Genomic DNA, 25,542 nt, shown 5'->3' on the forward strand with positions numbered 1-25,542 from the left:
CTCTCACTGCCGCGCCAACCGCGCGTTATTCGGCAATGGCAGATTAAAGTTAGTCCGAAACGGATTGATATCCAGACCGCCGCGCCGGGTGTATCGCGCATAGACGGCTAATCTTTCTGGCTTGCATTCGCGCATCACATCCAGAAATATCTGTTCAACGCATTGCTCATGAAACCCGGTATGTTCGCGATAAGAAATGATATATCGCAGCAATCCCGCGTGATCGATTGGCGCGCCGACATAACGAATCTGCACGCTGCCCCAATCCGGTTGCCCGGTCACCGGACAATTCGATTTCAGCAGATTGGAAAACAGCGTCTCATCGACCGGCGATTCGCCAAAAGACGCGCGCAGTAACGAGGGATCGGGGGCATAGACATCGGCATCCAGATCCAGCCGATCCAGCGACAAACCCTCAAACTCTTCCATCTTGAGCTTCACGCCAAACTCATAAGGCGCGACAAGCTGCACCGACACATTCGCACCGCACACCGCGGAAACGTCCTTGCGAATCGCCGCACGAACCTCATCGATAGAATCAAAAGCCGTCTGCGAGAAAGATCCCAGATACAGCTTGAATGACTTCGACTCGACAATACTCGGCGAATCCGCCGGCACGATAAACGTCGCCACCGCGATCTGCGGTTTGCCCTTCTTGTTCAGCCATGAAAGCTCGTAGGCATTCCAGATATCGGTGCCGAAGAACGGAAGCGGACCCGTGAGCCCGAGCGCGTCGCGGCCCGACTTTCGGCCAATGGGAAAAAGCAGCGTCGGATCGTACCGTTCGGCGTACTGAACCGGCTTGCCAAGAGGAGAGTGTTCGGGCGTATTCATGATGATGCGTTCGATATGCCATTCGGAACGTGCCCCGTCGCTGTCACGACGCGGGCCGACTCGCAATGGCCAATTTGGTCGTCGAAGAAAAAATCGGGTTCGAACTTGCCCAGGAACGGGCCTTTGTCCAATCCACCGAGGAACATCGCTTCGTCGATTTCGATGTTCCAGTCCATCAACGTCCGGATCGCCCGCTCGTGCGCCGGCGCCGATCGCGCCGTGACAAGCGCCGTGCGAATCCGCATCCGGGTTGTGTCGTGGCTAAGTTTTTGCAGCTTGTGAAGCGCTTCCAGCAACGGTTTCAGCGGACCGTTCGCCAACGCCAGATCTTTCTTGCCGACTTCATGCGCCACAAACGCGGGCAGACCTTGCGCCTGGAACACTTGCTCGGCTTCGTCGGAGAAAAGCACGGCATCGCCGTCGAAAGCAATCCGAATTTCGTCAGGATACCGGCTCGCGGCAAGCGGCGCTCGCGGCACGACCGTCGCAGCGGGAAAGCCGGCGGCGAGGGCATCGCGGACATCGGCGGAATTGGCCGATAGAAACAGCGAGGCTTGGAACGGCTCCAGATACCGGAACGGCGATTCACCGCGCGTAAAGACCCCGCGCTCGATCGCCAAGCCGTGCTCCTTGCACGAACTGAACGCGCGCAAGCCGCTGATGGGATCGCTGCGCGACAAGATCACCACCTCGACGCGACGCTCGCCGTCCACATTTAACGCAAGCAACTTCTCGATCAGCGAGAACGCAATGCCCGGCGTAGCCGGAACATGGAGCCGCGAACGCTGCAGCGCCTCGTATTCACGCAAGTCGCCGGCTTCGTAGACTTCGTTCTCTTCTTCGAAATCAAACAGCGCCCGCGATGAAATCGCGACCACCAGCTTGTCGTCCAGCGTGAAGGCCATGCGCTCGTCCGCTCGTCAGGCCAGGAACAGCTTGTAGACGGGGTTCGCGCCTTCGTCCCACCACTGATAACCCAAGGTCGCAAGGAATTGCCCGAACGCCGCGTTATCCGTCGCCGGCACTTGAACGCCAACGAGAATCGAACTCGTATCCGCGCCCTGGTTCCGGTAGTGGAACAGGCTGATATTCCAGTTCGGCGCCATCGACGAGAGGAATTTCATCAGCGCGCCCGGGCGCTCGGGGAATTCGAAACGCAGCAGCCGTTCGTCTTGCGCGAGCGGCGAATGGCCGCCCACCATGTAGCGGATATGTTGCTTCGACAACTCGTCGTGGCTGAGATCGACCGTAGCAAATCCGTGTTCGATAAACGCGTTCGCCATCTGCACCGCTTCGCCGCGCGTCTTGATCTGCACGCCGACGAAGATATGGGCGGCGTGGGCATCGGCAATCCGATAGTTGAACTCGGTCACGCTACGGGTACCGACAAGCTCGCAAAACCGCTTGAAACTGCCGCGTTCTTCCGGAATGGTCACCGCGAACACCGCTTCGCGCGCTTCGCCCACTTCGGCCCGTTCGGCGACAAAGCGCATGCGATCGAAGTTCATGTTCGCACCGGACGTCACGGCGATCAGCGTCTGCGCTTCGAGCCCATCGCGTTCTGCGTATAGCTTCGCACCCGCAACCGCCAGCGCTCCCGACGGTTCCAGCACGCTGCGCGTGTCCTGGAAGACGTCCTTGATTGCGGCGCAGAGGGCGTCGGTGTCCACTGTAATGACTTCGTCGAGCAACTCGCGGCACAGCCGGAACGTTTCCTCGCCGACGAGTTTTACCGCCGTGCCATCGGCGAACAGCCCGACTTCGGCCAGCGTGACGCGCTCGCCTGCCTCGATGGATTGCTTCATCGCGCACGAGTCGATGGCCTGCACGCCAATGACGCGGATCTCCGGGCGCACCGCTTTGACGTACGCCGCGACGCCCGCCGCGAGCCCGCCGCCGCCGATGGGCACGAAGATGGCGTAGATCGGGCCTTGGTGCTGTCGCAGGATTTCCATCGCGACGGTGCCTTGGCCGGCGATAACGTCCGGGTCATCGAACGGATGAACAAAGGTCAGGCCGCGCTCTGCCTGCAACTTGACGGCATGGCCGTACGCGTCGCTATAGGATTCGCCATGCTGGACGACTTCCACGGTCGGGCCGCCGAACGCGCGCATGGCGTCGATCTTGACTTGGGGCGTGGTAACCGGCACGACGATGACCGCTTTGCAGCCGAGCCGCGTGGCTGAATAAGCGACGCCCTGAGCATGATTTCCCGCCGACGCCGTAATCACGCCGCGTGCCAGCACGTCAGCGGAAAGCTGCACCATCTTGTTGTACGCGCCGCGAATCTTGAACGAGAACACCGGCTGGTTGTCTTCGCGCTTCAGGTAGACCGAGTTGTGCAGCCGCGCGGACAAGTTGCGGGCGGGTTCGAGCTCGCTTTCGCGGGCGACATCGTAGACGCGCGCAGTCAGGACTTTCTTGAGGTAATCGGGGTGTGTCATTCCGGAGCCGTTCGCGCGCGGCTGTGCGCGCCATTTTTTGTGAGCGAAAACGTCAATAATAGCGCAGGGGCACGCCGGCGAACGTAGCGGCGTTGACTTCGACCACGGACCCGCCAACCAGCAGCCTGACGTCATTCCCAACCCGAGGCCTCAACCCCGACCGTCACGCTCCGGCCCCCAATGCCCGCGAAAATCCCACGCGACGGTGAAAAAACCATCAAAAATCCGTCGAAAATTGGCATGCATAAAGCCCTTCAACCCGCTACCGGCTGCGAACGGCAAACATCCCGATGGGTTAGAATTCCTTTTTCGATACAGGATCGGAAGATGCAACGGCAGTCCCGGACCGGCTTTTTGACGCATGTTCCCCGCGACGCTCTACGCGAGTGCTGCGCGCTCTGCTGCGCTATCCACGCGGCTTCGGAACGGCATGCGCGTCATCAGCGATCGTGCCGCTGATTCCGGCACCTCCGAAGGTTTTGCATCGTTCGCCACCCCCTGCCGGCGAGCACCTTCACAAAAAAGTATCACTCGAAAATCTGCGCCTCCCCGCGCAATGCCGGCTATAGCGCTGCTCGTGACCTTATCGTCAGCGCAAGGGCCGGCTCACCGAACTGTCGAATATGAACGCACCCCAAGCCTTCGATCCGAACGGCGCCGCGCATGCCGTGGCCCTGGATACCGAGCCGCGCCTGCGCGAAATTCCCTATAACTACACGTCTTTCTCCGATCGCGAAATCGTCATTCGCCTGCTGGGCGAGGAAGCGTGGGCCGCGTTGGCCATTCTGCGCAGCGAACGCCGCACGGGCCGCTCGGCGCGCATGCTCTACGAAGTGCTCGGCGATATCTGGGTTGTGCGTCGTAACCCGTATCTGCAGGACGACCTGCTCGATAACCCGAAACGGCGCGCATTGCTGATCGAAGCGTTGAATCACCGCCTGGGCGATATCGAAAAGCGTCGTAAAGCGGATTTGTCGCAGCATCAGGACGATGCCGGGCGGGATCGCGCAGCGCGTGTGGAAATACTGATCAGCGCTGCCTGCCGGGCGGTGGAAGATTTCAAGAAAGAGTTCGAGCAAACCTACGATCTGCGCAAGAAGGCATCGAAGGTCTTGGGCAAAGTCACCGAGAAAGACAACATCAAGTTCGATGGCCTGTCGCGCGTCTCCCACGTGACGGACGCAACCGACTGGCGTGTCGAATATCCGTTCGTCGTGCTGACGCCGGACACCGAGGCGGAAATCGCCGGCATGATCAAGGCGTGTTTCGAACTCGGGCTGACCGTGATTCCGCGCGGGGGCGGCACGGGCTACACCGGCGGCGCGATTCCTTTGACGCCGTTCGCGGCTGTTATCAATACCGAAAAGCTCGAGCAACTCGGACCCGTGGAAATGACGGATCTGCCGGGCGTCGACCATAAAGTCGCGACCATTTTCTCGGGCGCGGGCGTGGTCACGCGTCGCGTAACGGAAGCTGCCGAACAGGCCGGTTTCGTATTCGCCGTCGATCCTACGTCGCTGGATGCATCGTGCGTCGGCGGCAATGTCGCGATGAACGCCGGCGGCAAAAAGGCCGTGCTGTGGGGCACGGCGCTGGATAACCTCGCCTGGTGGCGCATGGTCGACCCGCAGGGCGACTGGCTCGAAGTCACGCGCCTGGATCACAACTGCGGCAAGATTCACGACATCCCCGTGGCGCGTTTCCGGCTCGACTGGTTCGATGGATCGCGGGCGCCGGGCGAGAAGTTGCTGCGTACCGAATCGCTCGATATTGCCGGCAGCAAATTCCGCAAGGAAGGGCTTGGCAAGGACGTGACAGATAAATTCCTGTCGGGTCTGCCGGGCGTGCAGAAGGAAGGTTGCGATGGGCTGATTACATCGGCGCGATGGATCCTGCACAAAATGCCCGCGCATACGCGCACCGTCTGCCTCGAATTCTTCGGTCAGGCGCGCGACGCGATTCCGAGCATCGTGGAAATCAAGGATTACTTGTTCGAGACATCGAAGAAGGGCGGCGCGATTCTCGCCGGTCTCGAACATCTCGACGAACGGTATCTGCGCGCTGTCGGTTACGCGACCAAGAGCAAGCGCAACGCGTTTCCGAAGATGGTGCTGATTGGCGATATCGTCGGTGACGATCCCGATGCAGTCGCCCACGCCACGTCAGAAGTCGTGCGCATGGCGAACGGCAAGAGCGGCGAAGGCTTTGTCGCGGTGAACGCCGAAGCGCGCAAACGCTTCTGGCTCGATCGCTCGCGCACGGCCGCTATCGCCAAGCATACGAACGCGTTCAAGATCAACGAAGACGTCGTGATCCCGCTGAACCGCATGGGTGAGTACACCGACGGGATCGAGCGGATCAACATCGAGTTGTCGATCAAGAACAAGCTGCAACTCGTGGATGCCCTCGAAACGTTCTTCAAGACGGGCAAGCTGCCGCTCGGAAAGAGCGACGACGCCAACGAAATCCCGAGCGCAGAATTGCTCGAAGACCGCGTGCAGCAAGCGCTCGATCTGCTTCAGCGTGTGCGTGAACGCTGGACGTTTGTCGGCGAGAAGCTGGATCTGCCGTTGCGCGAAGCGCAGCACTATATGGTTCAGCTCGGCTACGAAGGGCTGGCCGAGAAGATGGCCGATCGCGTGGATTCACAGCCGGGCGTCCGCGTGTTCGACGTCGCGCAAGACCGCACGATTCGCATCTCCTGGAAGCAGGAAATCCGCGCCGAATTGCGCCACATCTTCAACGGCGGCGAGTTCAAGCCCATCCTCGAAGAAGCGCAAAACATCCATAAGAAGGTTCTGCGTGGTCGCGTATTCGTCGCGCTTCACATGCACGCCGGCGATGGCAACGTCCACACCAATATTCCCGTCAACTCCGACAACTACGAGATGCTGCAGGACGCGCACGTCGCCGTTGCTCGCATCATGAAGTTGGCGCGGGATCTCGACGGCGTGATTTCGGGCGAACACGGCATCGGCATCACGAAGCTGGAGTTCCTGACCGAAGACGAAATCGCGGAGTTCCGCGAGTACAAGCAACGCGTCGATCCGGAAGGCCGTTTCAACGCGGGCAAGCTGCTCGCAGGCGCCGATCTGCGCAACGCCTACACGCCGAGCTTCGGCTTGATGGGTTATGAATCGCTGATCATGCAGCAGTCGGATATTGGCGCGATCGCGGATTCCATCAAGGACTGCCTGCGTTGCGGCAAGTGCAAGCCGGTCTGCGCGACCCACGTGCCGCGCGCGAACCTGCTTTATAGCCCGCGCAACAAGATCCTCGCGACATCGCTGCTGGTCGAGGCGTTCTTGTATGAAGAGCAGACCCGCCGCGGGGTATCCATCAAGCATTGGGACGAATTCAACGACGTCGCCGATCACTGCACCGTCTGCCACAAGTGCGTGACGCCGTGCCCGGTGAAGATCGATTTCGGCGATGTCACCATGAACATGCGCAACCTGCTGCGCAAGATGGGCAAGAAGAAGTTCAACGCGGGCAACGCCGCCGGCATGTTCTTCCTGAATGCGACGAACCCGCAGACCATCAACCTCGCCCGCACGGCGATGATGGGCGTCGGTTACAAGGCGCAGCGCCTAGGCAATGAAGTGCTGAAGAAGTTTGCGAAGAAGCAGACGGCGAAACCTCCGGCAACGGTCGGCAAGCCGCCGGTGACGCAGCAAGTCATCCACTTCATGAACAAGAAGATGCCGGGCAACCTGCCGAAGAAGACGGCGCGCGCGTTGCTCGATATCGAGGACAACAAGATCGTCCCGATCATCCGCAATCCGAAGACCACGACCTCGGACACGGAAGCGGTCTTCTACTTCCCGGGCTGCGGCTCGGAGCGCTTGTTTTCGCAAGTCGGTCTCGCCACCCAAGCCATGCTCTGGGAAGCGGGCGTGCAGACGGTACTGCCGCCGGGTTACCTGTGCTGCGGTTATCCGCAACGCGGCGCGGGTCAATTCGATAAAGCCGAGAAGATCGTCACCGATAACCGCGTGTTGTTCCACCGTGTGGCCAATACGCTGAACTATCTGGATATCAAGACGGTGGTGGTGTCGTGCGGGACTTGCTACGACCAACTGGCCGGGTACGAATTCGAGAAGATTTTCCCGGGCTGCCGGATTATCGATATCCACGAATTCCTGCTGGAAAAGAACATCAGGCTGGAAGGCGTGACGGGTACGCGCTACATGTATCACGATCCCTGCCACTCGCCGATCAAGACGATGGACCCGATCAAGCTCGTGAATGAAATCATGGGTTCGGCGCACGACGGCTACAAGATCGAGAAGAATGATCGATGCTGCGGCGAATCGGGCACGCTCGCGGTCACGCGGCCGGACATCTCCACGCAAGTGCGTTTCCGCAAGGAAGAGGAAATCCGCAAGGGCGCGGCCAAGCTGCGCGACATTCCGCTCGTCGGCGAAGCGGGTGCGAACGGCATCAATCTGGCGAACGCGTCGGCGGGAACGGCGGGCGCTGCACCGGGTTCAGTGCTAAAAGCAGGCGATGGCGCTAAATCCACCGGGACCGACGTCAAGATTCTCACGAGCTGCCCGTCCTGCCTGCAGGGTTTGTCGCGTTATAACGAGGACGCGAACATAGAAGCGGATTACATCGTCGTGGAAATTGCCCGCAAGGTGCTCGGCGCGAGCTGGATGGAAGATTACGTGGCGCGCGCTAACGATGGCGGTATCGAGCGCGTGCTGGTGTAATAGCGGAACCGGGGTTGTTTCGCTAGAGGAAAATGATGGACTGTGTCTTTTGCCGTGAAGACGGCGGCGAGGTCTTGTGGTCGGACGACGCAGTGCGCGTCGTCCTCGCCGATGAGCCCGAGTGGCCGGGCTTTTGCCGCGTGATCTGGCATGCGCACGTGGCGGAGATGTCCGATCTCGACAACGCCGCGCGCCTCAAGTTGATGACGGCGGTGAATGGCGTGGAGCGCGCGATCCGTCGCGTGATCGCACCGGCGAAGATCAATCTTGCAAGCCTCGGCAACCAGGTTCCTCACGTTCACTGGCACGTCATCCCGCGCCATTCCAACGATTCCCGTTTCCCGCTGCCCGTCTGGGCGCCGCGTCAACGCACGGTGTCTCAGGCGTTGTTATCGAATCGACGGGCGCAGGCCACCTTGCTGCGAGAAGCGGTACGCGCCGAGATGACGCTGGCGTTCGGCTGAGGCTTTGAGGCTGAGCTTCTGACCCAAGGCGGCCTCCGGCTAACTGACTATCTGATTCAATAAAGGCTCACGATGAGCGGACTGACCAAACAAACGCCGATTCCGACGGGCATCGTCGTGCATTCGAAAACGCGCGCTCTGGAGTTGCAATATGCGAACGATAAGACGTATCGGATACCGTTCGAGCTGTTGCGCGTATATTCGCCCTCGGCGGAGGTTCAGGGTCACGGCCCGGGACAGGAAACGCTGCAAACGGGCAAGCGTGACGTGCTGATTGCCGCGATCGAGCCGGTCGGCCACTACGCGTTGCAACTCGTTTTCTCCGATGGCCACAATACCGGTCTGTATTCCTGGGACATCCTGCACGACCTTGCGGTCCGTCAAGATGAACTCTGGGCTGACTATCTCGCCAAACTGGAAGCGGCAGGCATGGATCGCGATACGCCAATGACGCCAAAAGCGTCCGGTGGGCATCGCCACTGACCGATTTTTACCTTGCGGCGGCAATTTGTCGCGGCAACCGGCCACAGTCCGCATTCGGGCTCGGCCAATAACACGAACAAGATAAGGACGAACGCGATGAGCAAGACCCACTTCGGTTTTGAAACGGTCGACGAACAGGAAAAAGCGAAGAAGGTGGCGGGCGTTTTCGATTCGGTCGCGAGCAATTACGACTTGATGAACGACCTGATGTCGGGCGGGCTGCATCGCGCGTGGAAGTTCTTCGCGATCGGTCAGGCGAAGGTTCGTCCAGGCTACAAAGTGCTTGATCTGGCAGGCGGGACGGGCGATCTGGCGAAAGCGTTCGCAAAACAGGCGGGCGAAAAAGGCGAAGTCTGGCATACGGATATCAACGAATCGATGCTGCGCGTCGGACGAGATCGGCTGATCGATCGCGGTGTGATCACGCCGACCCTGATCTGCGATGCGGAGAAGATCCCGTTCCCGGATAATTATTTCGATATCATTACGGTTGCCTTTGGACTTCGTAATATGACGCACAAAGATGGTGCGTTAGCCGAAATGTACCGTGTTTTAAAGCCGGGCGGCCGCGTCCTGGTTCTGGAGTTCTCGAAGGTATGGGAGCCTTTAAAGAAGGCGTACGATCTCTACAGTTTCAAGTTTTTGCCCTGGCTTGGCGACAAATTCGCGAAAGATGCAGATAGCTATCGCTACCTCGCCGAGTCGATCCGGATGCATCCGGATCAGGAAACCTTAAAAATAATGATGGAACGCGCAGGATTGGATCGAGTCGAATATTACAATTTGTCAGGTGGCGTGGTAGCGTTGCACGTCGGGACAAAATTTTAGTGTTCCACTTTTATAAGGATTCGAAATGTCCGATTCGCGCTTACCCCAAACTCGGGGTTTCCTGAAGTCGTTATTCAGGAAAGCCGGGGTCGTTGCGCTGGCTGGCGTAATCATGGCCGGCGCTTTAATGACAGAAGATGCTGAGGCACGCCGCATGGGCGGTGGCCGCAGCATGGGGCGTCAATCAACCAGTGCAGCGCAACAGAATCAAGCTACGCCGCCGTCGCAGTCCATGCAGTCGAGCCAGGCTGCCAATGCCCAGCGTGCAGCACCGGCAGCGGCACCTGCCGCCGCCGCAGCGCAGCCGGCGCGTAACCGCTGGATGGGGCCGCTCGCCGGTCTCGCCGCGGGCCTTGGTATTGCCGCGTTGCTGTCGCACTTCGGTCTTGGCGGCGCGTTCGCCGGCGCCATGGCAAACATGATCATGATCGCGTTGATCGTGATGGCTGCCGTGATGCTGTTCCGCTTCATCATGAACCGCAGGAAAAACGCCAATACACCGGCGTATGCAGCCGCAGGCTCAGGTTCGCCGTTCGGCGGATCGGCACGTACCGGGTTCAACTCGCAAGAGCCCAGCTATGTGCCGCCGTCGGCGCAGGGCGGTTATGGTCCGTCCGCGGCTGCGCTGAGCAGCGCGAACACCGTGGACGCCGCTCCGCAAGTCGAGGTCCCCGCAGGTTTCGACAGCGAAGCGTTCGTGCGTAACGCGAAGGTTTATTTCGTGCGCTTGCAGGACGCATGGGATCGAGGCAATTCCAACGACATCCGCGAATTCACCACGCCGGAAATGTTCGCGGAAGTGAAGCTGGACATTGATTCACGCGGTACGCAGCCGAATCGCACGGACGTCGTCCAACTCAACGCGGACATTCTGGGCGTCGAGGAGCGCGGCACGGAAAGCCTTGCCAGTGTGCGTTTCCACGGCCTGATTCGTGAAACGGAAGGCGCTGCCGCTGAGCCGTTCATCGAGATCTGGAATCTGTCGAAGCAGAAGTACGGCAACGAAGGCTGGTTGCTGGCCGGGATCCAACAGGTCAGTTAATTGGGCCAAATGACGGGCTGAAAAAGCCGGTCATCCGAGCGTTGGAGGGTAGGCCTTATGGCTAACGTGAGGCTAACGTGACGTTCGCGTTGCCAGGGGCCGAACGACAACGCCAGTTGCAAAGGTAGAATAGAAACCCGCGCGAGTGACCGCTTGCGCGGGTTTTTTCATCTCAGAGCCGATGACGCACGCAGACGAATTCGCCCAACCCGCCGCACCTTCTGCCACTCAGGCGGCAGCCAGAACCGCATCGAAAGCGTTCGCGGCTGCTGTGAACCACATGCTCGCGCGCGAATCCTGGGCTCGCGAGCGTCTTACGCCGTACGCCGGCAAGACCGCGCGGCTGGCACTCTCACCGTTTTCACTGTTGCTGATGGTCCAGCCGGACGGGCTGATTGCCGCCGTCGATGAAACCGAGGCGCGCACGTTCGACGTTACCCTCTCGGTTCCCACCGAAGCCATCCCGGCGTTCCTGCAAGGCGGCCAGGCGGCTGCGATGAAGCACGTCCGCATAGAAGGCGACGCGGAGTTCGCGACCACGATCGCGAAATTGGCCGAACATCTGCGCTGGGAGCCCGAAGAAGATCTGGCTCGTGTAATTGGAGACGGTCCCGCTCACCGCATTGGCTCGACCGTGCGCAAGGTCGGTGAACAAGCGCGCCGCTCGGGACGCAATCTGCTTGAATCGGTGGCCGAATACCTGCTCGACGAACAACCTCAACTCGTGCGCCGCAGCGCCCTCGACACGTTCAATGCAGAACTGTCGGTCGCCCGGGACGCGCTTGCGCGCGTCGAAAAACGCATCGAGCGACTCGAACAAAAAGCCGAAGCCCGAGGCGCGTCAGCGTCCGGCGCCGCGTCAGCGCGCGGCACGAGCAAGTAATGGGCTGAACCATGCGTCTTCTGCGTTTCCTCAAGATTTTTTTCACCGTAGTGCGATTCGGGCTCGACGAACTGGTGATGAGCGGCATCCAGGACCGGCGTGTCCGCCTGCTCATGCGCGTCACCACATTCGGCCGCAAGTTCGACGTTCCACGCGGGGTGCGGCTGCGTCTCGCGCTCGAAAGCCTTGGGCCAATCTTCGTCAAATTCGGGCAGGTGCTGTCAACGCGTCGCGATTTGCTCCCGGTCGACATAGCGAACGAACTCGCCAAGCTTCAGGATCAGGTGCCGCCATTCGATTCGGGTGTCGCTATCGGCCTTGTGGAGAAGGCGCTGGGCTCGCCCATTGACGTTTTGTTCGACGACTTCGAGCGTGTACCGGTGGCGAGCGCATCAATCGCGCAGGTGCACTTCGCCAAGATCAAGACCGGCGCGCATGCGGGCAAAGCCGTGGCGGTGAAAGTGTTGCGGCCGAACATGCTGCCCGTGATCGACTCGGATCTCGCGTTGCTGCGCGACATTGCATACTGGACCGAGCGGCTATGGGCGGACGGTAAGCGGCTGAAGCCACGCGAAGTGGTTGCCGAGTTCGACAAATATCTCCACGACGAACTTGACCTGATGCGCGAGGCGGCGAACGGCAGCCAATTGCGGCGCAATTTCGCGGGCCTTGATTTGCTGATGGTGCCCGAGATGTATTGGGACTATTCAGCGCCCACCGTGCTGGTAATGGAGCGCATGGTCGGCGTGCCGATCAGCCAGGTAGAAGTGCTGCGCGCGGCCGGCGTGGATATTCCGAAGCTGGCGCAGGAAGGCGTCGAGATATTCTTCACGCAGGTATTTCGCGACGGCTTTTTCCACGCCGACATGCATCCTGGCAACATCCAGGTGAGTCTCGCGCAAGAGACGTTCGGGCGATATATCGCGCTGGACTTCGGGATTGTCGGCGCGTTGTCCGACTTCGATAAAAACTATCTGGCGCAGAATTTCCTGGCGTTCTTCAAGCGCGACTATCACCGCGTGGCCACGCTGCATCTGGAGTCGGGCTGGGTGCCACCAAGCACGCGTGTCGAAGAGTTGGAAAGTGCTATCCGCGCCGTCTGCGAACCGTACTTCGACCGGGCGTTAAAGGATATTTCGCTGGGCCAGGTGCTGATGCGGCTCTTTTCCACTTCGCGCCGCTTCAACGTCGAGATTCAACCGCAACTCGTGCTGCTGCAAAAGACGATGCTGAACGTGGAGGGGCTTGGCCGGTCGCTCGATCCCGAACTCGATCTGTGGAAGACCGCCAAGCCGTATCTCGAACGCTGGATGAACGAGCAGGTTGGCTGGCGCGGCTGGTACGAAAGGCTGAAACTGGAAGCGCCGCAATGGAGCAAGACGCTGCCGCAGTTGCCGCGCTTGATCCACCAAGTGCTGGCCGACCGGCACGATCAGCCCGGCGGCGGCAACGACGAGCTCATGCGCATGATCCTGCTCGAGCAGAAGCGTACGAATCGGTTGTTGCAAGCGTTGCTGATATTCGGCCTGGCGGTTGGGGCGGGAGCGGTGATTGCCCAGTTCTGGCAGGTGTTTGCATACGGAGGTTGAGGCCACCATGATCGATACTCGCAAACCCGCTGGGCCTGCTGTTCCGCCCAGCTTCGGCACGCGCGACCCGAATTCCCCTGAGTTCTGGAACGAGCGCTTCGACCAGCGCTTTACGCCCTGGGATCAGGCCGGCGTGCCTGAAGCGTTCAAGGCGTTTGCCCGCGGACATCGAAACACCTTGCCAAACGTGCTGATCCCCGGCTGCGGCAGTGCGTACGAAGCGCTATGGCTTGCAAGGGAGAACTGGCCGGTCAGGGCGATCGATTTCTCTCCCAGCGCGGTTGCGGCGGCGCGTGAGCAACTTGGCGAACACGCTGGTGTGATTGAGCAAGCCGACTTTTTCACGTACAAGCCGCCGTTTGACCCGAATTGGATTTATGAGCGGGCATTTTTGTGCGCCCTGCCGCGAGACCGCTGGCAGGATTACGCCGTGCGCATGGCCGAGCTGTTGCGGCCCGGTGCGCTGCTGGCGGGGTTCTTCTTCCTCGGTGCGACACCCAAGGGGCCGCCGTTCGGTATTGATCGGGACGCGCTCGATGCCTTGCTGACGCCGTATTTCGAGCTCGTGGAAGAGCATGAAGTGACCGGATCCATCGACGTCTTCGCGGGACGCGAACGCTGGCTTACCTGGCGTCGGCGAGCGTAGGAAGCGAACCTTGCTGCTCGAATCCGTCGGATCCGGGGTATGGCCCGCAGCGGCTGACGCACCCTGTATTTGCCTCAATCGGCCTAGGCTTGCCTACGCTGTGTTTCGACAAAAGAAACCTGCGCAAACCTGCCGCATCCCCTTGAAACCTAGGCCTGCGAGCCCAAAATTAAGGGTTGGCCGATGGTTTGCGGCTATAATTCAAGGCTTTGCAAGCGCCGAAACGTTAATCGTAGGAAGAGTGACATGCCGATCTACGCGTACCGCTGCGAGTCCTGCGGCTTCGAAAAAGACGCGCTCCAGAAAATGAGCGATGCGCCGCTCACCCACTGTCCGCAGTGCGGGAAAGACACATTTGCCAAGCAGGTTACGGCCGCGGGCTTCCAGTTGAAGGGTTCCGGCTGGTACGTGACCGACTTCCGCGGTGGCAATAATGGCGCCGCTGCGGCCCGGAAGGAAGAGGGCGGCAAGAAGGACGAGGGCGCCAAAGCCGAAACAAAGAGCGAAGGCGCATCGGATTCGAGCAATTCGAGTAAAGAGTCGAGCAAGGATTCGGGCAATCAGTCGTCGAAGACCGATTCGTCCACAGCAAGCGCGCCGGCAGCAGACAGCTCGAAGTCGAGCAGCACGACGTCGGCCGCTGCGTCATCGAGCAAACCGGCGTCGCCTGCATCGAATTGACGCTTGGCGCCTGACGCTTGTGGCTGGAGCGAAGCGCGAAGCCTGCAACGCAATCTCGCGGGCCCCGTGCTTCTCGCTCGCTCAGTTGCACGATCTGCTCGATCTGTCCGATCGCACGCAAGAAGATGACCGCCCGAAGCCATGAATGTGCATCGGGCGGCGAACCAGCCAAACCGTTGAAGCCCACGCGGGGCGGCCTTCCGGCTGTGTAAATGACGACCAAAAAGACTACGTTGAAATCCGTGTTCGCGACCGGCTTGCTGGTGCTGGTTCCGCTCGCCATCACGCTGTGGGTGATCGGGCTTGTGATCGGGACCATGGACCAGACGCTTCTGCTGCTGCCAGAATCCTGGCAACCCGAGCGGCTGTTCGGCTTTCATCTGCCGGGCCTCGGCGCTGTGCTGACGCTCGCTTTTATTTTCGTCGTGGGCTTGCTCACGCAGAACTTCGTCGGCCAGAAGCTGGTCGAGTGGTGGAATGTGATCGTGCGTCACATTCCCGTGGTCGGACCGCTGTATACCAGCGTTAAACAAGTGTCGGACACGTTGCTCTCCAGCAGCGGCAACGCGTTTCGCAAGGCACTGCTGATCCGTTACCCGCATTCGGGGTCCTACACCATCGGTTTCCTGACGGGCATTCCCGGCGGCGATGTGGTCAATCACCTGACTGAAGATCATGTGAGCGTCTACGTGCCGACCACGCCGAATCCCACCTCGGGATTCTTCCTGATGGTGCCGAGAAGCGAAGTCATCGAGCTCGACATGTCTGTCGATGCTGCGTTGAAGTACATCGTATCTATGGGAGTAGTCGCGCCGTCCATGCCGCAAGCGCAGGCCGCGCCGCGTCGCCCCGTCGATCCGCCGCTGTAATGCCGGCGCGCTGCGAACAACGCTTGAGAGCTTGTGCGCGCGCACCGTTGATCAATGAATAACGAAAGACACAACATCATGTCGATGAGATCTGAATACTGCGGTCTGGTGACCGAAGCTCTGCTGGGCCAAAGCGTTTCGCTGTGCGGCTGGGTACATCGCCGGCGCGACCATGGCGGCGTTATTTTTATCGATCTGCGCGACCGCGAGGGCCTCGTGCAGGTCGTTTGCGATCCGGATCGCGCTGAAATGTTCAAGGTCGCCGAAGGCGTGCGCGGCGAGTTTTGCGTGCAGGTGAAGGGTATCGTGCGTGCTCGTCCGGAAGGCACGGCGAATGCCGGGCTGACGAGCGGCAAGATTGAAGTGCTGTGCCATGAGCTGAATGTGCTGAACCCGTCGGTGACGCCGCCGTTCCAGCTCGACGACGACAACCTGTCCGAAACTACGCGCCTTACGCATCGCGTGCTCGACCTGCGCCGTCCGCAGATGCAGCAGAACCTGCGTTTGCGTTATCGCGTGGCTATTGAAGTGCGCAAGTATCTGGACGCGCAGGGTTTTATCGATATTGAAACGCCGATGCTCACCAAGAGCACGCCGGAAGGTGCGCGCGACTACCTGGTGCCGTCGCGTACGAACCCGGGTCAGTTCTTCGCGCTGCCGCAGTCGCCGCAATTGTTCAAGCAATTGCTGATGGTGGCGAACTTTGACCGTTACTACCAGATCGTGAAATGTTTCCGCGACGAAGATCTGCGCGCGGATCGTCAGCCGGAATTCACGCAGATCGACTGTGAAACGTCGTTTTTGACGGAACAGGAAATCCGCGATCTGTTCGAAGCGATGATCCGTCACGTTTTCAAGGAAACGATCAACGTCTCGCTCGACGAGAAATTCCCGGTCATGCTGTATTCGGAAGCCATGCGCCGTTTCGGCTCGGACAAGCCGGACCTGCGGGTGAAGCTGGAATTCACGGACCTGACGGACGCCGTTCGCGACGTTGATTTCAAGGTTTTCAGCACACCGGCCAATTCCAAGGACGGCCGCGTGGCGGCGATCCGCGTGCCGCGTGGCGGCGAGATGACGCGCAGCGAGATCGACGGTTACACGGAATTCGTGCGCATCTACGGCGCGAAGGGGCTGGCCTGGATCAAGGTGAACGACATCGCGAAGGGCCGCGACGGACTGCAAAGCCCGATCGTGAAGAACCTGCACGATGCATCGATCACCGCGATCATCGAGCGGACCGGCGCGCAGAACGGCGACATCATTTTCTTCGCGGCGGATCGGTCGAAAGTCGTGAACGACAGCCTGGGCGCGTTGCGTCTGAAGATCGGTCATTCGGAATTCGGCCGTGCGAACGGTTTGTTCGAAAAGGGCTGGAAGCCGCTGTGGGTGACCGACTTCCCCATGTTCGAATTCGACGAGGAAGACAACCGTTACGTGGCTGCGCATCACCCCTTCACGAGCCCGAAGGACGAGCATCTGGAATATCTGGAAACGGACCCGGGTCGTTGTCTTGCAAAGGCCTATGACATGGTGCTGAACGGCTGGGAAATCGGCGGCGGATCGGTGCGGATTTATCAGGAAGAAGTGCAGAGCAAGGTGTTCCGCGCACTCAAGATTAACGCAGAGGAAGCGCGCATCAAGTTTGGCTTCCTGCTCGACGCGCTTCAGTACGGCGCGCCGCCGCATGGTGGCATCGCGTTCGGGCTGGACCGGATCGTCACGATGATGGCAGGCGCCGATTCCATCCGCGACGTGATCGCTTTCCCGAAGACGCAGCGTGCGACCGATTTGTTGACGCAGGCACCGAGCGAAGTGGACGAAAAGCAGTTGAAGGAACTGCATATTCGTTTGCGTGCGCCGGAGCCGAAGCCGCAGTAAGCGTAACGAGTAGCAACGTAAGAAACGAAAAAGGCGCCGCAGGCGCCTTTTTCGGTTTATCAGGTCTCTGGAACAGTCCTGAAAACTCTCCGTCCGCGTCAGACTCGGCGAATGCGTTATAGCGCGGCCAGATAGTCGAATGTCTCAGGGTGCTGCTTGACCAGTTTGATCAGCACTGCGGCCTGAGCATTAGGCTTTGCAGTTCCTTGCTCCCAGTTCTCGAGCGTGCGCGGGTTGACGCGCAACCGGTGAGCTAGCACCGCTCGTGAAACATTCATTTTAGTACGCATTTCCCTGATCTCTTCCGCCGAAACTTCCACTGGCGACGGGATCTCCATATCGATTGTCCGCAGGGTCAATTTGCCTTTACGCTGATCTTCCAGCGCGGTGACGCCTTGCTTTAATTCCGCAAATAGATTGCGTTTCATTTGTTGTTCCTCAGAGTCACTTCGGTGCTCAAAGCGGACGCCAATTCCCGGCGGTCGTCATTCGATAGGTCGTCCATTTCGTCCTTGCCGTAGAGCGTAAACAACCAGACTTGCCAGCCCGAAACCCAGTAGTAATAAATCACGCGGATTCCGCTGCGCTTTCCTTTTCCCCGCTTGCTGTTGCCGAAGCGAAGCTTACGGAGGCCACCGGTGCCTTTAATAACATCGCCCGCAGTGGGATGAGCGAGCAGTTCTGCATGAAGCCTGCGATATTCGTCATCGTCAAGATAGTCTTCGCGGTACCGGCTGAACGCAGGCAATTCGATAAAGGTGAGTTTCATTGAATATACGCAAGTTACGTATGTTTAACAAGGCACGCGGCTGCGCCCAAAAAACTTGACCAGGCGAATACTTCACATGAGGCGGCTGACGTTTGCGTGGGCGGCTCAGTACGGTAAGGCAGTGCGTTGACTGAAAGCACCTTTGCGATGATTTTTGACCGACTGCAGGAATCAGATGGACGGAGGGTTGATGGAGCTGCTAGCGTCTCAATTCAGTTCACGCCTCACTCTGCCCCGTCCCCCATTTGCAACAGACGAAACGAAACCACGGCCCGGTGCGCCTTTTTCCATTTTTAGGTTACATTCTTCGGCCAGCCTCTTAGAAAGGCCGCAACGTTCCGACCATGTCCAAGCCGCCGAAAATCCCCGAATCTGTCCTCGTTGTCATCCATACGCCCGAAATGGAGGTGCTTGTCATTGAGCGCTTCGACCGGCCGGGTTTCTGGCAGTCCGTGACGGGTTCAAAAGATCACATCGACGAACCGCTGGCCCTGACGGCTGCGCGCGAAGTCGCCGAAGAAACGGGGATCGTGGTCGGCAGCCCGGGCGTGCCGGAGCGCTCGCTGATCGACTGGCATCATCGGATTGAATACGACATCTATCCCGAATGGCGGCATCGCTATGCCGAAGGCGTCGTGCGTAACGTCGAGCACCAGTTCAGCCTGCTCGTGCCGCATTGCGTGGAAGTGACGCTAGCGCCGCGTGAGCACACCGCCTTTCTCTGGCTGCCGCTTCGCGAGGCGGCGGCGAAGTGTTTTTCTTCGTCGAATCGTGAGGCGATCCTGCAATTGCCCGAGCGCCTCGCGGAGCACAACCGGTGATCGGTTTCGGCACGCCCAAACGGCGGTTCGCCCGACTCAAGCTGGCGCTGTTTGGCGGACGCCGCCCAGTACGGTTGTGCTTCACCATCAACAACACGGTGCGGCTGTTCAAATCCGGCGTCGAATTTTTCCCGGCGCTGATTGAACGCATCGACGCCGCGCAGCACGACGTCTCGCTTGAAACCTACATCTTCTGTGACGACGCAGCCGGCCACGCCGTTTCCACCGCGCTGATGAACGCGGCCCGGCGCGGCGTGCATGTACGCGTGATCACGGACGGTATCGGCACCGCGAAGCTTCCGCTCTTCGACGAATGGGCACAGGCGAACGTCGAGCATCGCGTGTACAACCCGCACCTGTTCGGACAGCTTGGTTTTTCGCGCACGCATCGTAAGCTGGTGGTCATCGATCATCACATTGCATTCTGCGGCGGCATTAATATTGTCGATGACTTCGAGCAGAACGGCGTCCATCTTGACCACGCGCGCTGGGATTTCTCGCTGGAGGCGCAAGGCCCGGTAGTCAAGGACGTGCGGGAAGCCTTCGATCTTCAATGGCAGCGGATTCGCCTCGGCGTGAAGCCGCTGGCGCCGCGGCCGCAGGATCAGCAGGCTTCGCCGGCTGCATCGTCGAGAACGAACCGGCGCGCATTGCGAGCGCGCCTGCGAGCGCGGCGGGGCCTGATCCACGCGGTCGATCAGCCGTGCGTGGCGTTCGTCGCCCGCGACAACCTGCTCAACCGGCGTGCAATCGAAAAGGCGTATCTCGCCGCGATTTCGCACGCAGAAAAAGAAGTGATGTTGGCGAATCCGTATTTCATGCCGGGGCGCAAGCTGCGCCGCGCGCTGGCGCGTGCTGCACAGCGTGGCGTACGCGTCACACTGGTGATTGGAAGAAAGGAGTTTGTCGCACTCGATTACGCCACGCCGTTCTTGTATCGCAATCTTCTGAAGTATGGCGTGCGGATCGCGGAGTACGAGAAAACCATGTTGCACGGCAAAGTGGCGGTGGTGGACTCGAACTGGGCGACGGTCGGATCGTCAAATTTGGACGCATTGAGCCTCGTGCTGAACAATGAGGCCAACATGGTGCTGGTGAACCACGAGAACGAGATCGTGAAGCTGCGCGACGCGATCCTGGCAGCCTTCCATGACGGCCGCCCGATTACCGTCGAGCAATACGCGGCGCGCCCGGTTGGTGAGCGTCTGCTTAATTGGCTTGCGTACAACGCGTATCGCACGATGATGAAAATGCTCACCATCGGCCGCTACGATTAAGGCGTAAAAAACGCCGCGCGGTCAAACCCGGGCAGGCCCGACTGGCTGTCTGCTTATAAACCGGGACAAACTAAGACTCATCCGATCGATGTGGTCAGAAGTTAGACCCGCTTTTCTAATAAAAAGCTTGTTTCATGAACGGCTAGCTATAACAATAGTACGGCCGTTCGATTTTATTTCGATTCAATGAAAACGGTAAAGATCATGCGAAAAGGCGAACAGACACGCGTCGCGATCCTCGATGCTGCGCTGGACCTGGCAAGCAGGGACGGACTTGAGGGTTTGACGATCGGCTTGCTGGCCGAACGGATGCAAATGAGCAAGAGCGGCGTATTCGCGCATTTCGGCTCGCGCGAGGATCTTCAGGTGGAGGTGGTGAAGGAATATCACCGTCGCTTTGAAGACGAAGTGTTCTACCCGAGCTTGCGCGAAGCCCGCGGTTTGCCGCGCTTGCGTTCAATGCTGGCGCGCTGGATGGAAAAGCGCATTGAAGAAGTGACGACAGGCTGTATCTACATCAGCGGTGCGGTGGAGTACGACGATCGCGCCGACAGCGCGGTCCGCGAGCAACTTGTGCACAGCGTGACCACCTGGCGAGCGGCGCTCACGCGTGCGATCAACCAGGCGAAAGATGAAGGGCATCTGCGCTCGGATACGGATCCGGCGTTGATGCTGTTTGAACTCTATAGCTTCACGCTCGGCCTGCATCATGATGCGCGTTTCCTGCACTTGCCGGAGGCGGTGCAACTGACGCGGGACGCGCTGGAAAAAACGATTGTTTCGTATCAAAGCAACGGCCATTAGGCGTCGGGCGGATCAGCAGAGGGCAAGCAATACGGCAGATTCGGTGGCGACCAAGGCCCAAGCTTCCTGGACACTTGGAGAAGAAAAATGGGACAGTACACAGCGCCGCTGCGGGACATGCAATTTGTCTTGCATGAATTGCTCAACGTGGAAGCCGAGGTCAAGAACATGCCGAAGCATGCCGACCTCGACGTGGACACGATCAATCAGGTTCTCGAAGAGGCCGGCAAGTTTTGCGCCGAGGTGCTTTTCCCGTTGAACCAGATTGGCGACCGCGAAGGCTGCACGTACGAAGGCGACGGCGTCGTGCGCACGCCGGCGGGGTTCAAGGAAGCGTACAAACAATACGTGGAAGCGGGCTGGCCGGCACTGGGTTGCGATCCGGAATACGGCGGCCAGGGCTTGCCCGCGTTCGTGAACAACGCGCTGTTCGAAATGCTGAATTCGGCGAACCAGGCCTGGACGATGTATCCCGGCTTGTCGCATGGCGCGTATGAATGCGTTCACGCGCATGGTGCGCCCGAGTTGCAGAAAACCTACTTGCCAAAGCTTGTGGACGGTACCTGGACCGGCACTATGTGCCTAACGGAACCGCATTGCGGCACGGATCTAGGCATGCTGCGCACGAAGGCCGAGCCGAACAGCGACGGTTCCTACGCCATCAGCGGCACGAAGATTTTTATCTCCAGCGGCGAACATGATCTAGCTGAGAACATTGTGCATCTGGTGTTGGCTCGCTTGCCGGGCGCACCAATTGGCACGAAGGGCATCTCGCTTTTCATCGTGCCGAAGTTCATTCCGACTGACGCGGGCGCTCCCGGTGAACGCAACGGCGTGAAGTGCGGTTCCATCGAACACAAGATGGGGATTCACGGTAATTCAACGTGCGTCATCAACCTGGATTCAGCGAAGGGCTGGCTTGTCGGTGAACCGAACAAGGGCTTGAACGCCATGTTCGTGATGATGAACGCCGCGCGTCTGGGCGTTGGCATGCAAGGGCTGGGGCTGACGGAAATCGCGTATCAGAACTCCCTCGTGTACGCGAAGGAACGCCTGCAAATGCGTTCGCTGACCGGCCCGAAAGCGCCGGAGAAAGCGGCTGATCCGATCATCGTGCATCCGGATGTTCGGCGCATGTTGCTCACGCAAAAGGCCTACGCCGAAGCGGGCCGCGCGTTCACGTACTGGGCTGCGCTGAACATCGATAAAGAGCTGTCCCACGCCGATGAAACCGCGCGTAAAGACGCCGCCGATCTCGTCGCGCTGCTCACGCCGGTCATCAAGGCGTTCCTGACGGACAACGCGTTCGAAGGCACGAACATGGGCATGCAGATCTACGGAGGCCATGGTTTCATCTCCGAATGGGGCATGGAGCAATACGTGCGCGATGCCCGCATCAACATGATCTACGAAGGCACGAATTCGATTCAGGCTTTGGACCTGCTCGGCCGCAAGATTCTCGGCGACATGGGCGCGAAGCTGAAGAAGTTCGGCAAGCTCGTGACCGACTTCGTGGAAGAAGAAGGCGTGAAGCCGGAGATGCAGGAGTTCATCAACCCGCTCGCGGATATCGGCGATAAGGTGCAGAAGCTGACCATGGAAATCGGCATGAAGGCGATGCAGAATCCGGACGAAGTCGGCGCCGCTGCCGTGCCTTATATGCGCACTGTCGGACATCTGGTGTTCTCGTATTTCTGGGCGCGCATGGCACGTATTGCGCTGGACAAGGAAGCCGAAGGCGATCCGTTCTACAAAGCGAAGCTCGCCACCGCGCGGTTCTATTTCGCCAAGCTGCTGCCTGAAACGGCATCGACGATTCGTGCTGCACGCGCCGGATCGAAGACGCTGATGGACTACGACGAAGCCTTGTTCTAGGCCTCTTTTGCACTGCGCCGCGTCTTCAACGGACGTGGCGCATCGTCTTACCGAATACCCCTCCCGGAGACACAACGTGAGCAATCTGAACATACGCAAGGTGGCCGTGCTCGGCGCCGGCGTGATGGGCGCGCAGATCGCTGCGCACCTGATCAACGCCCAGGTGCCGGTCCTGCTGTTCGACCTGCCGGCTAAAGAAGGTCCGAAGAACGGCATCGCGTTGAAAGCGATTGAGAACCTGAGAAAGCTGTCGCCCGCGCCATTCGGCGTGAAGGACGACGCGCAATATATCCAGCCCGCGAATTACGACGACGACATCGAGAAGCTGAGGGAATGTGATCTCGTGATCGAAGCGATCGCCGAGCGCATGGACTGGAAGCACGACTTGTACAAGAAGGTGTCGCCGTATATTGGCGCGAAGGCGATCTTCGCCAGCAATACGTCGGGGCTGTCGATCACGGAGTTGTCGAAGGGATTTTCGGACGAACTCAAGGCGCGTTTTTGCGGCGTGCACTTTTTCAATCCGCCGCGCTACATGCATTTGGTCGAACTGATCCCGACCGACACCACGCAACCGCAGATTCTCGACCAGCTGGAAACGTTCCTGACGAGCGTGGTCGGCAAGGGTGTCGTGCGTGCAAAAGACACGCCGAATTTCATCGCGAATCGCGTGGGCGTATTTTCGATTCTCGCGGTGATCGCCGAAGCCGAAAAGTTCGGACTGCGTTTCGATGAAGTCGATGACCTGACTGGCGCACGCCTGGGTCGTGCGAAATCGGCGACGTTCCGCACGGCGGACGTGGTCGGCCTCGACACCATGGCGCACGTCATCAAGACGATGCAGGACAATCTCTCCGACGATCCTTTCCTGGCGTTGTACGAAACGCCGGCCGTGCTCGCTGGCTTGGTGAAGAACGGCGCGCTGGGGCAAAAATCGGGCGCTGGCTTCTACAAGAAAGAAGGCAAAGCAATCAAGGTGCTGGACCCGAAGACGGGAACCTACGTCGATGGCGGCGGCAAGGCGGATGAACTCGTCGGCCGCATCTTGAAGCGCCCGCCGGCGGAACGCCTGAAGCTGCTTCGCGAATCGCAGCATCCGCAAGCGCAATTCCTGTGGTCCATTTTCCGCGATGTGTTCCATTACATCGGCGTGCATCTGGAATCGGTTGCGGACAATGCCCGCGATATCGATCTCGCGATTCGCTGGGGTTTCGGCTGGAACGAAGGTCCGTTCGAAGGCTGGCAAGCGGCTGGCTGGACGCAAGTGGCGAAGTGGGTTCAGGAAGATATCGATGCAGGCAAGGCGTTGTCGAAAGCGCCGTTGCCATCGTGGGTGTTCGACGGTCCTGTGGCCGAGAAAGGCGGCGTGCATACGGCGGAAGGATCGTGGTCGGCAACGGCTTCTAAATTCATTCCGCGTTCATCGCTCGATGTCTACAAGAAACAAGTATTCCGCGCACCGCTGATCGGCGAGACGGGTGTCGATCCGAAAACCTACGGCAAGACGCTGTTCGAAACCGACGCCGTGCGTGCCTGGGTCGATGACCGTGCAGGTGAGGACGATGTCGTGATCGTCTCGTTCAAAAGCAAGATGAACACGATCGGGCCGGCGGTGATCGAAGGGTTGACGAAGGCGATCGAACTCGCTGAAGCCGATTACAAGGGCGTCGTCATTTGGCAAACGTCCGCGTTGAAACTCGGTAATCCGGGCGGAGCCTTCTCGGCCGGCGCGAACCTCGAAGAAGCCATGCCCGCGTTCATGATGGGCGGCGCGAAGGGTATCGAACCATTTGTGAAGATGTTCCAGCAAGGCATGTTGCGCGTGAAGTACGCGAGCGTGCCGGTGGTGGCTGCTGTGTCGGGGATCGCGCTTGGCGGCGGTTGCGAACTCGCGCTGCATTCGGCGAAGCGTGTTGCGCACATCGAAAGCTATATGGGGTTGGTGGAAGTGGGCGTCGGGCTTGTGCCGGCGGGCGGTGGTTTGAAGGAAGCGGCGTTGCGTGCGGCGACTGCGGCCAGCGCCGTGAACGCAACCAGCGATCTCTTGAAATTCCTGCAGAAATCGTTTGAAAACGCCGCGATGGCTAAGGTCTCCGCATCGGCGCTGGAAGCGCGTTCGATGGGGTATCTCAAACCGTCCGACACGATCGTTTTCAACGTGCACGAATTGCTCGATATCGCGAAGAAGGAAGCACGGGCTCTTTCGGCGGCGGGTTATCGCGCGCCGTTGCGCGTCACGCAGATTCCCGTTGCCGGACGCTCGGCGATCTCGACCATCAAGGCGTCGCTCGTGAATATGCGCGATGGCCGCTTCATCAGCGATCACGATTTCCTGATCGCTAGCCGTATCGCGGAAGCGGTGTGCGGCGGGGACGTGGAAGCAGGCAGTCTCGTCGATGAAGAGTGGTTGCTGGCGCTTGAACGTCGCGCGTTTGTCGACTTGCTCGGCACTGCAAAGACGCAGGAACGGATCATGGGCATGTTGCAAACCGGCAAGCCGGTTCGTAACTAACGCGCGCAACTTAACATTTGCGTTGGCGGGAGTAAGGCATGGGGCTGGAGTAAGCGCTATGGGGCTGGAGTAAGCGCTAAAGCGCTAACTCCAGCCGACACGCCATCACCGGTCGGCGCAAAGTG

Annotated in this window: 21 protein-coding genes; 16 read left to right on the forward strand and 5 right to left on the reverse strand. The window is 59.6% G+C overall.

The window, feature by feature from the left end; all coding sequences use genetic code 11:
• Window positions 1-3: 3 nt before the first annotated feature.
• From queF to ilvA, 3 genes are read right to left on the reverse strand one after another with little or no spacing between them, the layout of a single operon-like run.
• Window positions 4-834 (reverse strand): NADPH-dependent 7-cyano-7-deazaguanine reductase QueF, encoded by an 831-nt coding sequence (gene queF / locus GSQ93_RS19120; RefSeq protein WP_158937215.1) that lies wholly within the window; start codon window positions 832-834, stop codon window positions 4-6.
• Window positions 831-1,739 (reverse strand): 5'-nucleotidase, encoded by a 909-nt coding sequence (locus GSQ93_RS19125; RefSeq protein ID WP_158937216.1) that lies wholly within the window; start codon window positions 1,737-1,739, stop codon window positions 831-833. The genes queF and GSQ93_RS19125 overlap by 4 nt, the downstream gene beginning before the upstream one ends.
• A gap of 15 nt (window positions 1,740-1,754) precedes the next feature.
• Window positions 1,755-3,278, reverse strand: a complete 1,524-nt coding sequence (gene ilvA, locus GSQ93_RS19130) for a threonine ammonia-lyase, biosynthetic (protein ID WP_158937217.1) — start codon at window positions 3,276-3,278, stop codon at window positions 1,755-1,757.
• Window positions 3,279-3,901: 623 nt separating this feature from the next.
• Between ilvA and GSQ93_RS19135 the strand changes: the two genes are divergently transcribed.
• The 11 genes from GSQ93_RS19135 to aspS all read left to right on the forward strand — a co-directional run bounded on the left by GSQ93_RS19135 (window position 3,902) and on the right by aspS (window position 17,359).
• Window positions 3,902-7,993 (forward strand): DUF3683 domain-containing protein, encoded by a 4,092-nt coding sequence (locus GSQ93_RS19135; RefSeq protein WP_158937218.1) that lies wholly within the window; start codon window positions 3,902-3,904, stop codon window positions 7,991-7,993.
• A gap of 35 nt (window positions 7,994-8,028) precedes the next feature.
• Window positions 8,029-8,457, forward strand: a complete 429-nt coding sequence (locus GSQ93_RS19140; RefSeq protein WP_158937292.1) for an HIT family protein — start codon at window positions 8,029-8,031, stop codon at window positions 8,455-8,457.
• Between the two features lie 72 nt (window positions 8,458-8,529).
• On the forward strand, window positions 8,530-8,940 hold the full coding sequence (locus GSQ93_RS19145) for a gamma-butyrobetaine hydroxylase-like domain-containing protein (RefSeq protein WP_158937219.1): 411 nt from the start codon (window positions 8,530-8,532) through the stop codon (window positions 8,938-8,940).
• A gap of 96 nt (window positions 8,941-9,036) precedes the next feature.
• Window positions 9,037-9,768: a bifunctional demethylmenaquinone methyltransferase/2-methoxy-6-polyprenyl-1,4-benzoquinol methylase UbiE gene (gene ubiE, locus GSQ93_RS19150; RefSeq protein ID WP_031357560.1), complete on the forward strand. Its 732-nt coding sequence runs from the start codon at window positions 9,037-9,039 to the stop codon at window positions 9,766-9,768.
• A gap of 25 nt (window positions 9,769-9,793) precedes the next feature.
• Window positions 9,794-10,810 (forward strand): Tim44 domain-containing protein, encoded by a 1,017-nt coding sequence (locus tag GSQ93_RS19155; RefSeq protein ID WP_158937220.1) that lies wholly within the window; start codon window positions 9,794-9,796, stop codon window positions 10,808-10,810.
• Between the two features lie 280 nt (window positions 10,811-11,090).
• Window positions 11,091-11,693, forward strand: a complete 603-nt coding sequence (locus GSQ93_RS19160; RefSeq protein WP_254073941.1) for an SCP2 domain-containing protein — start codon at window positions 11,091-11,093, stop codon at window positions 11,691-11,693.
• A gap of 11 nt (window positions 11,694-11,704) precedes the next feature.
• Complete coding sequence (gene ubiB, locus GSQ93_RS19165; RefSeq protein WP_158937222.1) at window positions 11,705-13,282, forward strand: ubiquinone biosynthesis regulatory protein kinase UbiB; 1,578 nt, start codon at window positions 11,705-11,707, stop codon at window positions 13,280-13,282.
• 7 nt (window positions 13,283-13,289) lie between these two features.
• A complete protein-coding gene (locus GSQ93_RS19170) occupies window positions 13,290-13,928 on the forward strand; it encodes a methyltransferase domain-containing protein (RefSeq protein ID WP_158937223.1) in 639 nt (212 codons plus the stop codon).
• Between the two features lie 246 nt (window positions 13,929-14,174).
• On the forward strand, window positions 14,175-14,609 hold the full coding sequence (locus GSQ93_RS19175) for an FmdB family zinc ribbon protein (RefSeq protein ID WP_158937224.1): 435 nt from the start codon (window positions 14,175-14,177) through the stop codon (window positions 14,607-14,609).
• Between the two features lie 212 nt (window positions 14,610-14,821).
• Window positions 14,822-15,478, forward strand: coding sequence for a DUF502 domain-containing protein (locus GSQ93_RS19180; protein ID WP_158937225.1), 657 nt, complete (start codon window positions 14,822-14,824; stop codon window positions 15,476-15,478).
• A 78-nt stretch (window positions 15,479-15,556) separates the two neighbouring features.
• On the forward strand, window positions 15,557-17,359 hold the full coding sequence (aspS, locus tag GSQ93_RS19185; protein ID WP_158937226.1) for an aspartate--tRNA ligase: 1,803 nt from the start codon (window positions 15,557-15,559) through the stop codon (window positions 17,357-17,359).
• A gap of 116 nt (window positions 17,360-17,475) precedes the next feature.
• Here aspS and GSQ93_RS19190 read toward each other — a convergent pair whose 3' ends face one another.
• A complete protein-coding gene (locus tag GSQ93_RS19190; protein ID WP_158937227.1) occupies window positions 17,476-17,787 on the reverse strand; it encodes a DNA-binding transcriptional regulator in 312 nt (103 codons plus the stop codon).
• Window positions 17,784-18,128 carry a toxin gene (locus tag GSQ93_RS19195; RefSeq protein ID WP_158937228.1) on the reverse strand — a complete coding sequence of 115 codons (345 nt, stop codon included), beginning with the start codon at window positions 18,126-18,128 and terminating at the stop codon, window positions 17,784-17,786. Before GSQ93_RS19195 ends, GSQ93_RS19190 begins: the two co-directional genes overlap by 4 nt.
• Before the next feature lie 344 nt (window positions 18,129-18,472).
• On the opposite strand from GSQ93_RS19195, the gene nudB reads away from it, so the two are divergent.
• The 5 genes from nudB to GSQ93_RS19220 all read left to right on the forward strand — a co-directional run bounded on the left by nudB (window position 18,473) and on the right by GSQ93_RS19220 (window position 25,417).
• The gene (gene nudB, locus GSQ93_RS19200) at window positions 18,473-18,949 is read left to right on the forward strand and encodes a dihydroneopterin triphosphate diphosphatase (protein WP_158937229.1); all 477 of its coding nucleotides are present in this window, start codon (window positions 18,473-18,475) and stop codon (window positions 18,947-18,949) included.
• A gap of 41 nt (window positions 18,950-18,990) precedes the next feature.
• A complete protein-coding gene (locus GSQ93_RS19205; RefSeq protein WP_254073942.1) occupies window positions 18,991-20,226 on the forward strand; it encodes a phosphatidylserine/phosphatidylglycerophosphate/cardiolipin synthase family protein in 1,236 nt (411 codons plus the stop codon).
• A 204-nt stretch (window positions 20,227-20,430) separates the two neighbouring features.
• Window positions 20,431-21,030, forward strand: coding sequence for a TetR/AcrR family transcriptional regulator (locus tag GSQ93_RS19210; protein ID WP_158937231.1), 600 nt, complete (start codon window positions 20,431-20,433; stop codon window positions 21,028-21,030).
• Between the two features lie 87 nt (window positions 21,031-21,117).
• A complete protein-coding gene (locus tag GSQ93_RS19215) occupies window positions 21,118-22,905 on the forward strand; it encodes an acyl-CoA dehydrogenase C-terminal domain-containing protein (protein ID WP_158937232.1) in 1,788 nt (595 codons plus the stop codon).
• A gap of 76 nt (window positions 22,906-22,981) precedes the next feature.
• Window positions 22,982-25,417 (forward strand): 3-hydroxyacyl-CoA dehydrogenase/enoyl-CoA hydratase family protein, encoded by a 2,436-nt coding sequence (locus tag GSQ93_RS19220; protein WP_158937233.1) that lies wholly within the window; start codon window positions 22,982-22,984, stop codon window positions 25,415-25,417.
• Window positions 25,418-25,542: the final 125 nt, after the last annotated feature.

It is taken from the genome of Burkholderia sp. S171 (assembly GCF_009766085.1).
Taxonomy (GTDB): Bacteria; Pseudomonadota; Gammaproteobacteria; order Burkholderiales; family Burkholderiaceae; genus Caballeronia.

What these genes read in the sequence shown, in the direction of transcription:
- GSQ93_RS19170 (WP_158937223.1), top strand. Translation starts at nt 13,290, where the DNA reads ATGATCGATACTCGCAAACCCGCTGGGCCTGCTGTTCCGCCCAGCTTC.
- nudB (WP_158937229.1), top strand. Translation starts at nt 18,473, where the DNA reads ATGTCCAAGCCGCCGAAAATCCCCGAATCTGTCCTCGTTGTCATCCAT.
- GSQ93_RS19195 (WP_158937228.1), bottom strand. Translation starts at nt 18,128, where the DNA reads ATGAAACTCACCTTTATCGAATTGCCTGCGTTCAGCCGGTACCGCGAA.
- GSQ93_RS19215 (WP_158937232.1), top strand. Translation starts at nt 21,118, where the DNA reads ATGGGACAGTACACAGCGCCGCTGCGGGACATGCAATTTGTCTTGCAT.
- GSQ93_RS19155 (WP_158937220.1), top strand. Translation starts at nt 9,794, where the DNA reads ATGTCCGATTCGCGCTTACCCCAAACTCGGGGTTTCCTGAAGTCGTTA.
- GSQ93_RS19210 (WP_158937231.1), top strand. Translation starts at nt 20,431, where the DNA reads ATGCGAAAAGGCGAACAGACACGCGTCGCGATCCTCGATGCTGCGCTG.
- GSQ93_RS19175 (WP_158937224.1), top strand. Translation starts at nt 14,175, where the DNA reads ATGCCGATCTACGCGTACCGCTGCGAGTCCTGCGGCTTCGAAAAAGAC.
- aspS (WP_158937226.1), top strand. Translation starts at nt 15,557, where the DNA reads ATGTCGATGAGATCTGAATACTGCGGTCTGGTGACCGAAGCTCTGCTG.
- GSQ93_RS19140 (WP_158937292.1), top strand. Translation starts at nt 8,029, where the DNA reads ATGGACTGTGTCTTTTGCCGTGAAGACGGCGGCGAGGTCTTGTGGTCG.
- ubiB (WP_158937222.1), top strand. Translation starts at nt 11,705, where the DNA reads ATGCGTCTTCTGCGTTTCCTCAAGATTTTTTTCACCGTAGTGCGATTC.
- GSQ93_RS19180 (WP_158937225.1), top strand. Translation starts at nt 14,822, where the DNA reads ATGACGACCAAAAAGACTACGTTGAAATCCGTGTTCGCGACCGGCTTG.
- queF (WP_158937215.1), bottom strand. Translation starts at nt 834, where the DNA reads ATGAATACGCCCGAACACTCTCCTCTTGGCAAGCCGGTTCAGTACGCC.
- GSQ93_RS19160 (WP_254073941.1), top strand. Translation starts at nt 11,091, where the DNA reads ATGCTCGCGCGCGAATCCTGGGCTCGCGAGCGTCTTACGCCGTACGCC.
- GSQ93_RS19125 (WP_158937216.1), bottom strand. Translation starts at nt 1,739, where the DNA reads ATGGCCTTCACGCTGGACGACAAGCTGGTGGTCGCGATTTCATCGCGG.
- ilvA (WP_158937217.1), bottom strand. Translation starts at nt 3,278, where the DNA reads ATGACACACCCCGATTACCTCAAGAAAGTCCTGACTGCGCGCGTCTAC.
- GSQ93_RS19190 (WP_158937227.1), bottom strand. Translation starts at nt 17,787, where the DNA reads ATGAAACGCAATCTATTTGCGGAATTAAAGCAAGGCGTCACCGCGCTG.
- GSQ93_RS19135 (WP_158937218.1), top strand. Translation starts at nt 3,902, where the DNA reads ATGAACGCACCCCAAGCCTTCGATCCGAACGGCGCCGCGCATGCCGTG.
- GSQ93_RS19145 (WP_158937219.1), top strand. Translation starts at nt 8,530, where the DNA reads ATGAGCGGACTGACCAAACAAACGCCGATTCCGACGGGCATCGTCGTG.
- ubiE (WP_031357560.1), top strand. Translation starts at nt 9,037, where the DNA reads ATGAGCAAGACCCACTTCGGTTTTGAAACGGTCGACGAACAGGAAAAA.